Genomic DNA, 12,399 nt, shown 5'->3' with positions numbered 1-12,399 from the left:
GGGACGGGGCTCAGGCCCAGCCGGCGCGGAACGACTCGGTCGCCTCGGCGGAGCGCTCCCGGACCGACTCCAGCAGCTCCTCCATGGTGGAGCTGCGGAGGAACGCGAGGCGGTCGAGCTCGGTGACCGGTGCGACGCCGGCGAGCTGCCAGGCGTGCGCGGCCGGATCCTCGGCGAGCTCGACGACCGCGCCGTAGCGCTGCTCGACGAACTCGCTCGCGACCGCCAGTGCCGTGCGGACCGCCGACTCCGCCGCAGCCAGCGCGGGGGCGTGCTTCTCGTCCCACTCCAGATCGGGCAGCAGGCGGACCTCGGCGCGCGGGTACGGGTCGTCCTCGTACCAGCGGACGACCTCGAAGCGCTCCTCGCCCACGGAGTCGAGCGTGACGAACGACTCCGCCCCGTCGATGTTCAGGATGCGCGCGCGGGCGCCGACCGCGAACCGCTGGTCGCCGCCGCCCACCTCCTGGCCGCGCTCGATGAGCACGACGCCGAACGCGAGGGTCTCGTCCTCGAGGACGTCGCCGAGCATCCGCAGGTACCGCGGCTCGAACAGCCGGAGCGGGAGCGGCATGTGCGGCAGGAGCACGGAGCCGAGCGGGAACATCGGAAGATCAGGCACGGGATCAGGCAATCACGTCGAGCGGGGAGCGGCCAGTACGGGCGCGGCGCGTCGGGACGTGCTAGCGCATCGCGCCACCGTGTCGTCCGCTCGCGGATGCTCGCCACGCCCCGGACGATCTCCGACGGCCCGCCCTCACCCGCGAGGCTCCCACTCAGACTGGGAGCATGGATCTCGCCGAACTCCGAGCCGTCGTCCGCGCGGACCTGGCCGCCAAGGGCCACGCCTCCGACCGGCTCACCGTCCTCGTCCTCCGACTCGGGCAGTACTCGAGCTCTCGGAGGACCCGGCTCCCCCTCCACCTCGTCTACCGCCTGGTCGATCTCGTCTGGACCCGCATGATCGTCGGAGCCGAGCTGCCGCCGGCCGCTCAGGTCGGGCCCGGCCTGCGGCTCCCCCACTGGGGCCGCGGCGTGATCCTGCACCCGCGCACGCTCATCGGGAGGAACGCGTTCATCTACCACGGCGTCACCATCGGCGAGTCGAAGGGTCGGACGCCCGTCATCGGCGACGACGTCTACATCGGCGCCCGCGCGACGATCGTCGGGGACGTGACCGTCGGCGACCGTGTGCGGGTCGGAGCCGGCGCCGTCGTTGTCCGCGGCGTCGCATCCGACTCGTCCGCGGTCGGCGTGCCGGCGAGGACCGCGTCGGCGCCGTCCTGAGGCACGGCCCGTCGGCCTGACGGGGCCGGACCGTCCGCTCCGACGAGAACGACATCAGGTGGAGGCCCGACCCGGCGCTGGAGAGGAGGAACCACCGCGGGTGGAACGGAGTAGGGCGTACGGGACTTGAACCCGTGACCGACGGATTATGAGTCCGCTGCTCTAACCGGCTGAGCTAACGCCCCGCGGCGGCCGTCCGAGCGGCCGTCAGGTGGCGGCGGGTGCGGACGCTGCGTCGGAGGCCGGATCGGCCACCGGCTCCCCACGATACAGGCTCTCGAAGGTGCTGATCGTGCGGTTGATGTCGTGCGCGGCGACGATTTGGAGGGAGGCGCGCTTCATCGCCTCGAGGTCCTCCTGGTCGGCCGTGAGCACGGCGGTGAGGCGGTCGGCGAGGGCCTCGGCGCTGCCCGGCGCGAAAAGGTAGCCGTTCTCGCCGTCGTGGACGAGGTGCGGGAGGGCCATCGCGTCGGCGGCGACGACGGGGAGGGCCGAGGCCATCGCCTCCATCGTCGCGATGCTCTGCAGCTCGGCGATGGACGGCATGGCGAACACGGTGGCGCGGGTGTACGCCTCCTTGAGCTCGGCGTCCGAGACGTAGCCGGTGAAGCGGACGCGGTCGGCGATGCCGAGGGTCGCGGCGAGCTGCTGGAGGTTGCGCATCTGGTCGCCGCCGCCGACGATCTCGAGCTTCGCGTCGAGCGCCGGATCGAGCAGGGCGACGGCGCGGAGCAGGACGTCGATGTGCTTCTCGCCGGTCACGCGGCCGACGAAGAGGATCGAGTCGCCGGCGCGGGCCGAGAAGTCGGGCGTGTAGTTGTCGGCGTCGATGCCGCAGGAGATGGCGTGGACGCCCCGGAGGCCCGTGTACTTCTCGAGGAACTGCGCGGCCTTGCGGGTCGGCGTGGTGACCGCCTCCGCCCGGCCGAAAGTGCGGCGCGCGGCCCGCCACGCCATTGCCACGGCCTTGGCCTGCACGGCCTTCGGCAGGAGGGTGAACTCGAGCATGTTCTCGGGCATGAAGTGGTTCGTGCCGACGATGCGGATGCCGCGCTTGGCCGCCTCGATCCCGAGGCCGCGGCCGACGATGATGTGCGACTGGAAGTGCACGACGTCGGGCTTCACCTCGTCGAGGATGCGCGCGCTGTTCTGCCGGATGCGCCACGGCATCGCGAAGCGCAGCCAGTCGTGCGGGTACCAGCGCCAGCTGTAGAGCCGGTGCACGATGATCCGTTGGCCCTCGTGCGTCTCGACCCGGGTGCCGCTCCAGCCGTCGGCAGAGGGGGCGACGACGTGGACCTCGTGGCCGCGCTGCGCGAGACCGGCGGCGAGGCGCTCGGCGAACTTCGCGGCTCCGTTCACGTCGGGAGCGAAGGTGTCGCAGCCGATCACGACCGTCAGCGGTCGGGAGTCGGGCGATCCCGGTCGGGACGCGTCGCGGGGATCTGACACGGGAGGTCCTATCGGTGTCGTGCCGCTCGGGGAGAGAAGGGAGCGATCGGCGGAGGTCGGTCGGTTTCGTGGCTCTCGGCGCGGAGCCATTGTAGGCAGAGGAGTCCTCACCACTCGGGATCCCGCGCCGTCAGCGCGCCTGCGGGTGGTGCTTGGCGAGGAGGAAGACGCCGTAGATGGCGACGGCACCGGCCGCGATGAAGAGCGGGATCGCCCACGGGGCCGCGTACTGCGCCTCTCCGAGCACGACGATGCCGATCGCGACGGCGACCAGCGGGTCGATGACGGTCAGGCCCGCCACGACGAGGTCCGGCGGGCCGGAGGAGTAGGCGTTCTGAACGAAGTACCCGCCGAGCGCGGTCGCGGCCAGGAGCGCCACGATGCAGACCACCGTCAGCGGGTCGAACTCGCCGTACTTGATGCGGTTGAGCACGACCTTCGCGAGAGTCGCGACGAAGCCGTAGACCACTCCGGCGCCCACGATGTAGAAGATCGCCTTCGCTCCGCGGCGGAAGACGCGGAAGGCGACGACGAAGACCGTGAGCACCACGGCGAGGATCACGAGGATCGTGATGAGCTCGGGCGTCTGGATGGACTTGTCGACCGCGTTGAACGCCGCTACGAGGACGAACGTGCCGACGCCTCCGACGCAGAGCACGATCGCCCGGATCGACGCCGCGTTCAGGCGCACCCGGCTGACCCGCGCGTTGACGACCGCGGTGATCACGAGCGCCACCGCTCCGAGCGGCTGCACCACGATGAGCGGGGAGAAGCCGAGGCTCGTCAGCTGGAAGACGATCGCGAGACCCAGGAGCAGGGTGCCGATCACCCACGAGGGGCGCGAGAGCAGCGCGACCAGCTGGCCGCCGCTGAGCCCGGAGGAGCCGGAGCGCTTCGAGAACCGCTCCACCTTCGCCACTCCCCGGTGCTGGAACTGCGCGCCGAGGGAGAGGAACACCGCGCCCACGAGAGCGATCGGGATGCCGATGAACTTCGCCGGGTCGTTGAGGAGTTCGGCGAGATCGGCGGGCATGGGTCGACCCTACCCAGAACGCCTCCGGGAGTCCTCCGACGCACGGGTGAGGGGCTGAGCCCAGCGGATGATCCTCGCGGACCCGGTCGGCGGCCCCGCGGTACCCTGTCCACCATGGCCGTCCTCCCCATCCGCATCGCCGGCGACCCCGTCCTGCACTCCCTCGCCGCCCCCGTCACCGAGTTCGACGATGCGCTGCGCACCCTCGTCGCCGACATGTTCGAGACGATGGACACCGCCCCCGGAGTCGGCCTCGCCGGCCCGCAGGTCGGCGTCCCGCTGCGCCTGTTCGTCTACGACTACGCCGACGACGACGGCACCCCCCGCCGCGGCGTCGCGATCAACCCCGAGCTGTTCGTCACGCCGACCCCGCTCGGCGAGGCGGACGAGGACACGGAGTCGGAGGGGTGCCTCTCCTTCCCCGGCGAGCGCTTCCCGCTCCGCCGCTCCGAGCGCGCGATCCTCCGCGCGGTCGACCTCGAGCAGGAGCCGTTCGAGATCGTCGCGGACGGCTGGTTCGCCCGCGTGTTCCAGCACGAGTTCGACCACCTCGACGGCGTGCTCTACATCGACCGCCTCGAGCACGACTACCACAAGCCGGTCGCGAAGATCACCCGGAAGCGCGGCTGGGGCGGCCCCGGCGTCTCGTGGCTGCCCGGCGTGGAGCACCTCGAGGACTGACTCAGGCCAGGTCGACCCCGTGCACGCCGTTGTGGTGGCGGATCGCGGGGAACGAGGCGGTGACGCTCCGGCCGACGCCGGGCGTCCGCTTCTCGGTCACGTCACCGCCGAAGAGGGCGGCCCGCTCGCGCAGCTCGGCGAGCGCGGGGCTGTCGATGCGCTCGGTGAGCGAGCGCAGATCCGCCTCGAGAGCGCTGGCGTCCTGCTCCGCAGCGCCGTGCTGCTCGCGGTCGTCGTCGACCTCCACCCGGAGGCCGGTGGTCGTCCATCGGGAGCTGATGCGGACCTCGGTCCCCGCGCCGCCGGTCTCCAGCGCCGAGTCGAAGGCGTACTCGAGCACCCGGAGCACGGCCACCTCGGCGCCGTCCTGCAGCGGGAACGGCTCGCCGAACGACTCCTCGCGGACGCTCAGGCCTCGCTCGCGGGCGCCCTCGATCAGGGGGACGGAGCCGCCGGTGCGCGGCAGCTCCCCCGGATCGACGGAGGCGACGGTCGCGATGCGGCGCAGCTGCGCCAGCGAGGCCTCGGCCGCCCGCACGGCACGCTGCGCCGACCGCGCGGCTGCGGCGGGGTCGCGGTCGATCGTGAGCCTGACGCTCTCGGCCTCCTCGACGACGTGCGCGGCGCTGCGGACCGCGAGCTGCTCGAGCTCGCCGACGATGCGGAGCCTCGCCTCCTGCTCGCCGACCGCCAGCTCGAGGCGGACGACGCGCGCCGCCTCCTCCGCACGGCTCTCGGCGGCACGGCGCTCGGCGCCGACGGCGCGGCGCCACAGCACGACGACCGCGACCAGGGCGATCAGGGCGAGGACGAGGACGACTTCGAGCACGACGGCCTCCGGGGTGACGGGACGGGTTCGGCACAAGAGCGCCGGAGAGAGATCGTACCCGCGCCGCGGACAGCGGACCTGAGGCCGCGGAGGGGGTTGCGGAGCCGTACTCAGCCGTCGGAGCGAACGGAGCGGGTGACGGTGAAGCGGCGGTCGCGCGCCACCACCGTGGTCGGCCCGACCGCACGGCGCAGCTCGGCCGGATGCGCGAGGTGGGAGTTGAAGACCGTCCACAGCACGCCTCCGGGGCGCAGCACGCGGCCGGCCGCGCGCAGCATGCGCCGGGCGACGAGGTCGGTGACGGCTCCGTCGGAGTGGAACGGCGGATTGCAGAGCACGACGTCGACGGAGGACGCCTCCAGAGTCGAGGCGTTGTCGTCGCGGAGGACGCGGACGGCCAGCCCCTTGGCCGCCGCGGTCGCCCGGGCGGACTCGACCGCGGCACGCGAGGTGTCCGTCGCGATCACGGCGAGGTCGGGGCGGGCCCGGGCCACCACGGCGGCGAGCACGCCGGTTCCGCAGCCGAGGTCGAGTGCGGTGCCCGCGGGGAGGGAGTCGAGATCGAGGGCGGCGAGGAGGGCGCGGGTGCCGAGGTCCAGTCGTGCACCTGCGAAGGCTCCCGGCAGTGCGACGACCTCGAGGTCGAGCTCGTCCAGACGGCGCCGCTCGGGCCCTGGCGCGGGCGGCTGGTCGGGGAGCGCGCCGCTCGCGAGCAGGGCGCGCGACTTCTGCCGGGCGAGGGAGACGTCGATCCGCTCGTAGCGCACGGCGAGCACGTCGTTCATCGTGCGGGTCATGTGCTTGATGCGGCCGGCGCCGATCAGGGTCGCCGCCGGGTTCGCGAGTGCAGTCCCGGCCGCGACGGCGGCCAGGGCGTCGAGTGAGCGCGGCAGGCGCAGGAGCACCGCGTCGGCGTCGCGGACGGCCTCCGCGACGGAGTCGACGATCTCGATCGGCGCGAGGTCGACGCCCGACCTCCGCACCGTCTCGAGGTTCTGCGCGAGAGCGCGCTCGGCGGTGATCGAGTCCTGCACGACGCGCACGGCACGGCCGTCGGCGGCGAGGCCGAGGCTCAGCGCCCCGTAGGCGTCCCCGATCACGGCGAGGCGGCCGCGATCGGCGGCGAGGTCGAGCAGCAGGCGGTCGCTGGCGTCGACGGCGACGAGATCCGGCGCTTCGACGTCGGGGCGGCGGCGCAGGAGAGCGAGCACGTCCTCGCGCATCGCCCCTCCGATCGTCGGTCCGAGCGGGTGGGCCCTCGAGGGCGACCGCTCGCGGGCACGAAAAAAGGGCCCGAGAGTGGAGTCCCGGACCCTTCGCTCCCCGACTTGGACTCGAACCAAGAACCTACCGGTTAACAGCCGATTGCTCTGCCAATTGAGCTATCGAGGATCATCCGACCACCCGGAGGCGATCAGCGCGGTACTACTTTAGCAAACTCTCCGCGAACGCAAAATCGGGCGCGCACTCAGTAGCCGGAGCCCGGGTCGACGCGGCCGACGAACGGCCCGCCGGCGGCACAGGCGGCCACGTTGGCGCGCACGCGCTCGGCCAGGAGCGGCGCGGTGATCTCGGGGGTGTCCGCGCTGTGGGGCGTGATCAGGCACCGGGGCTCGCTCCAGAGCGGATGCCCGTCCGGCAGCGGCTCGGGGTCCGTCACGTCGAGCGCGGCGCCCGCGAGACGGCCTTCGGCGAGGGCCGCGACGAGCGCGTCCGTGTCGACGAGGCTCCCCCGGGCGACGTTGACGAGCACGGCGTGGGCGGGGAGCCGCGCGAGCAGACCCGCGTCGACCATCCGCTCCGTGCCCGCGGTGGCGGCGGCGGCCAGGACCAGCACGTCGGCGTCCGCCGCGGCCTCAGCGAGCCGCGACGCCGGCAGGGTGCGGGCCGCGCCCTCCACCGGCTCGTCTCCGCGGCGGACGATCGTCACCCGGCAGTCGAAGACGGCGAGCAGCCGCAGGAGCTCGCGAGCGATCCCTCCTGCTCCGACGATCACCACGGAGGCGCGGTGCAGCGTGACCGCCTTCTTCGGCCCCCACGACACGGCGCGCGCCCGCTCCGGCAGCGAGCGCAGGAGGGCGAGCACCAGCGCGAGCGCGTGCTCCGCCACCGGCTCCGCGTAGGCGCCCTTGGCGCTGGTCCAGACGACGTCCGCGCGGGACGCGGCGAGCACGGGCGCGAAGACGTCGACGCCGGCCCAGGGCAGCTGCACCCAGCGGATCGACGGGTGCTCCTCCAGCACAGCGGCCAGCTCGTCCGTGCGGCCGTAGGACAGCCAGAGCAGCGCGTCCGGACTCTCGTCGAGTCCGACGACCACTCCACCGCCCGACTCCACCGCCTCGGCGAACACCGGCTTCGGCCGCGGGAGCACCGCGACGCGCGGGACGGTCACTGGTCGGCCGCCTCGACGCGCTGCGCTCGGGAGGCGTCGAAGCGCTCGTACTCGGCGAAGGCCGCTCCGAGCTCGCGCACGTAGTGGTGCCGGGCCTCGATCAGAACCTCCAGCAGCGGCCCGTACGCGACGACCTCGCCGCCGACCAGCACTGCGATCCGGTCGGTCGCCCGGCTCAGCACGTCGATGTCGTGGCTGACCACGACGGCGGCGAAGCCCTCCCGGCGCCGCAGGTCGGCGAGGAGGTCCACGATCGACTCGCGCACCGTCGCGTCGATGCCCGAGGTCGGCTCGTCGGCGATCAGCACCTTCGGCCCGAGCACGAGCGAGCGGGCCACGGCCACGCGCTGGCGCTGGCCGCTGGAAAGCTCGTAGGGGTAGCGGTCGAGCAGGAACAGCGGCAGGTGCACGGAGTCGAGCAGCGTCGCCACCCGCACCGCCGCGGCCTTCGGGTCGTAGTGGCGGTCGCGGAGGAAGATCGGCTCGGCGATCAGCTCCGAGACGGTCAGCTCGGGGCGGAGGGCCGCTCCGGCGTCCTGCGCGAGATGCGCGACGTCGACGGTGAAGCGCTTGAGCTCGCGGGCGGGGAGCGAGCGGAGGCGGTGCCCCGCGACCGTCGCGTCCCCTCCGATGATCACCGGGCGCGTGCGGCCGCCGTCGTGCCCCAGGCCGTCGCCGCCGAGCACGCGCGCGAGCGTGGACTTGCCCGAGCCGCTGCCGCCGAGGATCCCGAGCACCTCCCCCGGCTCCACGCGGAGGCTCACTCCCCGCAGTGCTGTCCACCGGCGGCTGATGCCGCGCGGCGGGTACTCGACGCTGAGGTCGTCGACGACGATGGGGGCCTGATCCTCGGCGGTCCGGCTCACGCCCGGCGCTCCGCCTCGACGATGCTGCGCAGGAGCTCGCGCCTCGAGGCCTGCTCGACCGGGTCGGGCACGGGCAGGGAGGCGAGCAGGCGCTGCGTGTAGGGGTGCTTCGGCGCGGCGAGCACCTCGGCCCCCGTCCCCTCCTCGACCAGCTCGCCGCGGTAGAGCACCGCGATGCGGTCGGCGAGCAGGTCGACCACGGCGAGGTCGTGGCTGATGAACAGCGAGGCGAAGCCGAACTCGCGCTGCAGCTCGGCGAACAGCTCGAGCACGCGGGCCTGCACCGACACGTCGAGCGCCGAGGTGGGCTCGTCGGCGATCAGCAGCTTCGGCTCGAGGGCGAGGGCCCGGGCGAGGCTGGCGCGCTGGCGCTGGCCGCCGGAGAGCTCGTGCGGGTAGCGGTCGCCGTAGGAGCGGGGCAGCTGCACCGCCTCCAGGAGCTCGTCGACGCGCGAGCGCGCCCCGGCGGCGTCGCCGGCCCGTCCGTGCACGATCAGCGGCTCGGCGACGCACTCCGCGATGGTGAGCAGCGGGTTGAAGCTCGACGCCGGGTCCTGGAACACGAAGCCGATGTCGCCGCGGACCGGCCGGAAGGCGCGCTCGCGGATGCCGCGCATCTCCTTGCCGAGGACCTTCAGTGACCCGCCGGTCACCGGCGTCAGGCCCGCGATGGCGCGCCCGATGGTGGTCTTGCCCGAGCCGCTCTCGCCGACGAGGCCCAGCACCTCGCCCGCGCGGATGCGCAGCGAGACGCCGTCGACCGCGACGAAGCCGGGACGGCCGAGCCGGCCGGGGTACTGGATCCGCAGGCCCTCGGCGGCGACGAGCGTCTCGGCCTCGGGGGCCTCGGCGCGCTCGACGGCGCGGACGCGGGCGCGCTCGACGCCCTGGCCCACGTGCGGGACGGCGGCGAGGAGTTTCCTCGTGTACTCGGCCTTCGGCGCCGAGAACAGCTCGGAGACCGTCGCCTCCTCGACCAGCTCGCCCTGGTACATCACGGCGACGCGGTCGGCCAGATCGGCGACGACGCCCATGTTGTGGGTGATCAGCACGATCGAGGTGCCGAACTCGTCGCGGCACCGGCGGAGCAGGTCGAGGATCTCGGCCTGCACGGTCACGTCGAGCGCGGTGGTCGGCTCGTCCGCGACGATCAGGCCGGGATCCAGGACCAGGGCCATCGCGATGACGACGCGCTGCTTCTGGCCGCCCGAGAACTGGTGCGGATAATAGTCGACCCGCTTCTCCGGCTCCGGGATGCCGACGGTGCGCAGGACGTCGATCGCGCGCTTGCGCGCCTCCTTCTTCGAGACGGAGCCGTGGGCGCGCAGTCCCTCCGCGATCTGCCAGCCCACCGTGAAGACCGGGTTGAGGGCGGTGCCCGGCTCCTGGAAGACCATGGCGACGTCGGTGCCGCGCAGCTCCCGGAGGCGGGCCTTGGGCACGGAGACGACGTCGGTCGCCGCGCTGCCGTCCTTCTTCGAGAGCAGGACCACTCCGGAGGCGGTGGCCGTCTCGGGCAGGAGGCCGAGGATGGTCTTCGCGGTCACGGTCTTGCCGCTGCCGGACTCGCCGACGATCGCCAGGACCTCGCCGCGCTCGACGCGCAGGCTCACCCCGGCGACGGCGCGGACGGCGCCGCGGTCGCTCGCGAAGGCGACCTCGAGGTCGGTGATGTCCACGATCGGACGCGCTGAGGCGTCCCGGACGATGCGCTGGTCGCTCATCGCGTCTCCTCCACTCCGGCGACGGGGTCGTGCCCCGGCGTCTCCAGGCCGTCGGCGGCGAGGACGCCGCCCGGCACGACGGACGTCGCGGCGACGTCGCCGGCACCGGCGGCCACCGCGCGCCGACCGCGCAGGCGCGGGTCGGCGAGGTCGTTCAGGCTCTCGCCCACGAGGGTGATGCCCAGCACCACGAGCACGATCGCCAGGCCCGGGAAGACCGAGGTCCACCAGATGCCGCTCGTGACGTCCGACAGCGCCTTGTTGAGGTCGTAGCCCCACTCCGCGGCCGACGTCGGCTCGATGCCGAAGCCGAGGAAGCCCAGGCCGGCGAGGGTCAGGATCGCCTCGGAGGAGTTCAGCGTGAAGATCAGCGGCAGCGTGCGCGTCGCGTTCCGCAGGACGTGGCGGAACATGATCCGCGGCGTCGACGCTCCGATGACCTTCGCCGACTCGACGAAGGCGTCGCCCTTGATCCGCACGGTCTCGGCCCGGATCACGCGGAAGTACTGCGGGATGTAGACCACGGTGATCGAGACCGCTGCGGCGAAGATGCCGGCCCAGAGGTTCGACTGCCCGCCGGAGATGACGATCGACATCACGATCGCCAGCAGCAGGGTCGGGAACGCGTAGATCGCGTCGCAGATCACGACGAGCACGCGGTCGAGCCAGCCGCCGAGGTAGCCGGAGACGAGGCCGAGGAAGACGCCGAGGAAGATCGACAGGACCACGGCGACGACGATCACGAGGAACGCGGTCTGCGCTCCCCAGATCACTCGCGAGAGGACGTCGTAGCCGCCGACGGTGGTGCCGAGCAGATGCTCCGCGCTCGGCGGCTCCTGCGCGCCGAACGACTCGCCGCCCGAGCGCAGCTGCGAGTAGCCGTAGGGCGCGATGAGGGGCGCGAACAGGGCCACCAGCAGGAACGCGCCGGTGATGATCAGGCCGGTGACGAGCATCCCCCGCTGGAGGCCGACGCTCTGCCGGAGCTGGTGGACGACCGGCAGGCGGTCGACGAGGCGGCGGCGCGGACGCGCCGGGGAGGTGGTGCTCATGCTCAGTACCTCACTCGCGGGTCGATGAGCGCCGCGATGACGTCGACGATGAAGTTGGTCAGCGCCACGATGACGGCGAGCAGGGCGACGATGCCCTGCACGGCCACGAAGTCGCGGGCCTGGAGGTACTCGGCGAGCTGGAAGCCGAGGCCCTTCCACTCGAAGGTGGTCTCGGTGAGGACGGCGCCGCCGAGCAGCAGGGCGATCTGCAGGCCGATCACGGTGATGATCGGGATGAGCGCCGGCCGGTAGGCGTGGGTGCGGACGAGCCGGAACTCGCTGACGCCGCGCGAGCGCGCCGCGTCCACGTAATCGGTGCCGAGCGTGCCGATCACGTTGGTGCGCACCAGGCGCAGGAAGATGCCCGCGGTGAGCAGGCCCAGTGCGACGGCGGGGAGCACCGCGTGCGAGAGCACGTCCGAGATCGCGGCCGGGTCGCCGGTCTGGATCGCGTCGATCAGGTAGATGCCGGTCTTCTTCTCGAGGAACTGGAGCGAGAGCTCGGTGCTCGTCGAGGCGCGCCCGGCGACGGGGAACCACTTCAGCCAGACGGAGAACACCAGCTTCAGCAGCAGGCCCGCGAAGAACACCGGGGTCGCGTAGCAGAGGATCGCGAAGATGCGCAGCACCGCGTCGGGCGTGCGGTCGCGGTGGTAGGCGGCGAGCATCCCGAGCGGGATGCCGACCAGGAACGCCACGATCAGGGCGTAGAAGGCGAGCTCGACCGTCGCGGCGCCGTAGGTGAGGAGCACCTCGGTGACGGGGCGGTTGTCGCTCAGGGTGGTGCCGAAGTCGCCGGTGAGCAGCTTGCCGAGGTACTCGAGGTACTGCACGATCAGCGGCCGGTCGTAGCCGGCGGCGGCCACACGCTCGGCGAGCTGGTCGGCGGTCAGGCGGCCGCCGAGGGCCGCCGTGATCGGGTCGCCCGTGGAGCGCATGAGGAGGAACACCAGCGTCACGAGGATGAAGACGGTGGGGATGATGAGCAGGAAGCGGACGAGCAGGTAGCGCCCGAGTCCGCCCCCGGAGCCGCGCGGTCGCCGGGTGGGCGCCGTCGCCGCAGCCGTCGTGGCTGTCGTCACG

General features: G+C 72.7%; 12 protein-coding genes and 2 tRNA genes. 2 read left to right on the top strand and 12 right to left on the bottom strand.

The window, feature by feature from the left end; translation table 11 throughout:
* Nucleotides 1–10 precede the first annotated feature (10 nt).
* Nucleotides 11–622, bottom strand: coding sequence for an LON peptidase substrate-binding domain-containing protein (locus tag C5C53_RS11270; RefSeq protein WP_244229436.1), 612 nt, complete (start codon nucleotides 620–622; stop codon nucleotides 11–13).
* 167 nt (nucleotides 623–789) lie between these two features.
* Between C5C53_RS11270 and C5C53_RS11265 the strand changes: the two genes are divergently transcribed.
* Nucleotides 790–1,287 carry a DapH/DapD/GlmU-related protein gene (locus tag C5C53_RS11265; RefSeq protein ID WP_104267566.1) on the top strand — a complete coding sequence of 166 codons (498 nt, stop codon included), beginning with the start codon at nucleotides 790–792 and terminating at the stop codon, nucleotides 1,285–1,287.
* A gap of 111 nt (nucleotides 1,288–1,398) precedes the next feature.
* Here C5C53_RS11265 and C5C53_RS11260 read toward each other — a convergent pair.
* From C5C53_RS11260 to C5C53_RS11250, 3 genes are all read right to left on the bottom strand, one after another.
* Nucleotides 1,399–1,472, bottom strand: a tRNA-Ile gene (locus C5C53_RS11260).
* 22 nt (nucleotides 1,473–1,494) lie between these two features.
* Entirely contained in the window at nucleotides 1,495–2,739 is a 1,245-nt protein-coding gene (locus C5C53_RS11255) for a glycosyltransferase (protein ID WP_258063521.1), read from the bottom strand.
* A gap of 130 nt (nucleotides 2,740–2,869) precedes the next feature.
* Complete coding sequence (locus C5C53_RS11250) at nucleotides 2,870–3,772, bottom strand: DMT family transporter (RefSeq protein ID WP_104234188.1); 903 nt, start codon at nucleotides 3,770–3,772, stop codon at nucleotides 2,870–2,872.
* A 114-nt stretch (nucleotides 3,773–3,886) separates the two neighbouring features.
* On the opposite strand from C5C53_RS11250, the gene def reads away from it, so the two are divergent.
* Nucleotides 3,887–4,453, top strand: a complete 567-nt coding sequence (def, locus tag C5C53_RS11245; RefSeq protein ID WP_104267564.1) for a peptide deformylase — start codon at nucleotides 3,887–3,889, stop codon at nucleotides 4,451–4,453.
* A gap of 1 nt (nucleotide 4,454) precedes the next feature.
* Here the strand turns inward: def and C5C53_RS11240 are convergent, their stop codons facing one another.
* From C5C53_RS11240 to C5C53_RS11205, 8 genes are all read right to left on the bottom strand, one after another.
* A complete protein-coding gene (locus C5C53_RS11240) occupies nucleotides 4,455–5,282 on the bottom strand; it encodes a hypothetical protein (RefSeq protein WP_104223449.1) in 828 nt (275 codons plus the stop codon).
* A gap of 110 nt (nucleotides 5,283–5,392) precedes the next feature.
* A complete protein-coding gene (locus C5C53_RS11235) occupies nucleotides 5,393–6,505 on the bottom strand; it encodes a class I SAM-dependent methyltransferase (protein WP_104267563.1) in 1,113 nt (370 codons plus the stop codon).
* 96 nt (nucleotides 6,506–6,601) lie between these two features.
* Nucleotides 6,602–6,674 (bottom strand) — tRNA-Asn (locus tag C5C53_RS11230).
* Between the two features lie 76 nt (nucleotides 6,675–6,750).
* The gene (locus C5C53_RS11225) at nucleotides 6,751–7,674 is read right to left on the bottom strand and encodes an NAD(P)-dependent oxidoreductase (protein ID WP_258063520.1); all 924 of its coding nucleotides are present in this window, start codon (nucleotides 7,672–7,674) and stop codon (nucleotides 6,751–6,753) included.
* On the bottom strand, nucleotides 7,671–8,540 hold the full coding sequence (locus C5C53_RS11220; RefSeq protein WP_258075412.1) for an ATP-binding cassette domain-containing protein: 870 nt from the start codon (nucleotides 8,538–8,540) through the stop codon (nucleotides 7,671–7,673). The genes C5C53_RS11225 and C5C53_RS11220 overlap by 4 nt, the downstream gene beginning before the upstream one ends.
* Nucleotides 8,537–10,264: an ABC transporter ATP-binding protein gene (locus C5C53_RS11215; protein ID WP_104226684.1), complete on the bottom strand. Its 1,728-nt coding sequence runs from the start codon at nucleotides 10,262–10,264 to the stop codon at nucleotides 8,537–8,539. Before C5C53_RS11215 ends, C5C53_RS11220 begins: the two co-directional genes overlap by 4 nt.
* Entirely contained in the window at nucleotides 10,261–11,316 is a 1,056-nt protein-coding gene (locus tag C5C53_RS11210) for an ABC transporter permease (RefSeq protein ID WP_104226685.1), read from the bottom strand. The genes C5C53_RS11215 and C5C53_RS11210 overlap by 4 nt, the downstream gene beginning before the upstream one ends.
* 2 nt (nucleotides 11,317–11,318) lie before the next feature.
* Entirely contained in the window at nucleotides 11,319–12,398 is a 1,080-nt protein-coding gene (locus C5C53_RS11205; protein WP_104267562.1) for an ABC transporter permease, read from the bottom strand.
* Nucleotide 12,399: the final 1 nt, after the last annotated feature.

It is taken from the genome of Rathayibacter sp. AY1E3 (assembly GCF_002932235.1).
Classification (GTDB): domain Bacteria; phylum Actinomycetota; class Actinomycetes; order Actinomycetales; family Microbacteriaceae; genus Rathayibacter.
Note: the sequence above shows the minus strand (reverse complement) of the source record. Positions and strands in the feature narration are given on the sequence as shown.